The sequence below is a fragment of the bacterium genome, from assembly GCA_040753085.1.
Classification (GTDB): Bacteria; UBA9089; JASEGY01; order JASEGY01; family JASEGY01; genus JASEGY01.
Genome location: JBFMHI010000248.1, coordinates 1 through 1,873 on the forward strand (window position 1 = coordinate 1; position 1,873 = coordinate 1,873).

Annotated in this window: 2 protein-coding genes and 1 tRNA gene; 1 reads left to right on the forward strand and 2 read right to left on the reverse strand. The window is 44.6% G+C overall.

The features are described 5' to 3' along the window. Nucleotides 1-360: 360 nt before the first annotated feature. Nucleotides 361-675 carry a hypothetical protein gene (locus AB1797_14100; GenBank protein ID MEW5768717.1) on the forward strand — a complete coding sequence of 105 codons (315 nt, stop codon included), beginning with the start codon at nt 361-363 and terminating at the stop codon, nt 673-675. A gap of 337 nt (nt 676-1,012) precedes the next feature. On the opposite strand, the gene AB1797_14105 is transcribed toward AB1797_14100, so the two are convergent. Further along, nucleotides 1,013-1,085 (reverse strand) — tRNA-Cys (locus tag AB1797_14105). Nucleotides 1,086-1,178: 93 nt separating this feature from the next. Continuing rightward, nucleotides 1,179-1,727: an HAD hydrolase family protein gene (locus tag AB1797_14110; GenBank protein ID MEW5768718.1), complete on the reverse strand. Its 549-nt coding sequence runs from the start codon at nt 1,725-1,727 to the stop codon at nt 1,179-1,181. Between the last annotated feature and the right edge of the window lie 146 nt (nt 1,728-1,873).

Below are 1,873 nucleotides of genomic sequence, written 5' to 3' on the forward strand. Positions count from 1 at the left end.
GCTTCGCGCTATCAACCTCAGCGATGATATGGACAAGTATTGGGATTTCCATATCAGAGAGGAACAGAAACGTCTTTACGGGACTTACGAATGGAAAATGGCTGCATGAAAAGTAGCCACACCCTATAGATATAAGATTTTCAGGTTCTTCAAAAGGCAAGAGTCAGCAACATGATTAAAAACAAATGGTTATGCTTGGTTTTAAATATTTCGAGCAACCTTTAAGTAATTCCTTTTGGTGGTAAGGAATTGGTTAAGGGGTTAATAGAGAGGGTCGAAGGAGAGGGGAGGGAGGGATTGACAGAGGTATTTGAGTTAGGATTATATTTATATCCGAAAGAATTTAAGGAGGTAAGGATTATGTTAAAGACATTAGCGGAGAGGCCAGATATTCTTCGTGAGATTACCGAGAAGATAGGGCTGGAGAGAGTTATAGAAGGCATTGGGGAAGAGAGGCTTATACGAAGCATAGGAGAAGAGAGGTTTATACAGAGCCTCGGCGAAGAAGAAGTCATTCGCAGTATTGGCGAAGAAAAACTATTGAAAGATTTTATTGAAAGATTTTATCAATCTCCTGGGCAAAGAGAAGATAAAGAAGATGTTAGAAGGGAATTAAATCGACCTATGCGGTTAGGTCTAAGCTACGAGCTATATATTACCTATCTCTGCTTATAATCCCTACGCCGCATAGGGTAAAGGGGTCAGTTACTGTGGAGACGGACAATAAGTCTTTAGCATCAAGGACGATGAAAATGTCGCTTTGAACTGTCATCTTGAACCATGGCCTAAACTTATTTCACGGCTCGGTTCAGTGTGTCATCCTGACTTGTTTCAGGATCTAAGAGGAATGCCGAAACAAGCCATAAAACAAGTTCAGGCCCTGGTTCGGCAGGATAGGGGCTATTTTGATGAAGACTTTCCTCAATCACTGCCCCCTAATTGCATAGGCCGAAAGTTTTTATGGCGAACTGCTCTATAATTTCCAACCGCACAGGTCGAAAGTTCTCTTAGGAGGCGGCGACCGGATTCGAACCGGTGAATAAGGGTTTTGCAGACCCCTCCCTTAGCCACTTGGGTACGCCGCCTATAACATTTAGGCTGAAGGCTGAAGACTGAAGGGTGAAGTTCAATAGCCTTCAGTCTTCAGCCTTAAAAGCCTTCCACCTTCAGTCTTCAGCCTATCCACCTGAATCATGGAGACTAACATACCTCTCTACGGTCTCTTCATATATCCCCTGGGCCTTTAGAATAAGGATAATAATCTCCCTGATCGCTCCCTGGCCGCCTGCTTTTTCAGTAACATAGTCTGCTTGCCGGATGACCTCTTCCGCGCCATCAGCTACTGCCACCGCTAAACCAACTCGTTTCATAACCGGCAGGTCGTTTAAATCATCACCAATATAGGCTGCCTGATCTGAATCGAGATTATACTGAGCCAGCAGCTTGTCCAGGATAGCCGCCTTATTGATAACTCCCGGATAGACCTCGGAAACCTTCAATCTTTTCGCTCGGATAGAGATAATATCCCCCTTATCTTTGGTGATAATAACCGGAATAATAGGGGTAAGATGGAGGAGTTCAATGCCCACGCCGTCTCTGGCATTAAATATCTTGAAACCTTTGCCTTCCGCATCTACAATTATGCTTCCGTCTGTCATCACCCCGTCTACATCCATAATGAGCATCTTGATTTGTTTGGCCTTCCTCTCAAGGGCGGATTGTTCCAATTTCGAATTGTGGATTTTGGGTAACCGTTCAGCACATGATGCTGGATGCTCGATGCTCGATCCTCGATGCTCGATCCTCGATGCTCGATCCTCGATGCTGGTAAAGGATCCAGTATCCAGGATCGAGCATCGAGCATCGAGTTTGT

Excerpts from the sequence above, each read along its gene's own strand:
- AB1797_14100 (MEW5768717.1), top strand. The coding sequence starts at position 361 with ATGTTAAAGACATTAGCGGAGAGGCCAGATATTCTTCGTGAGATTACC.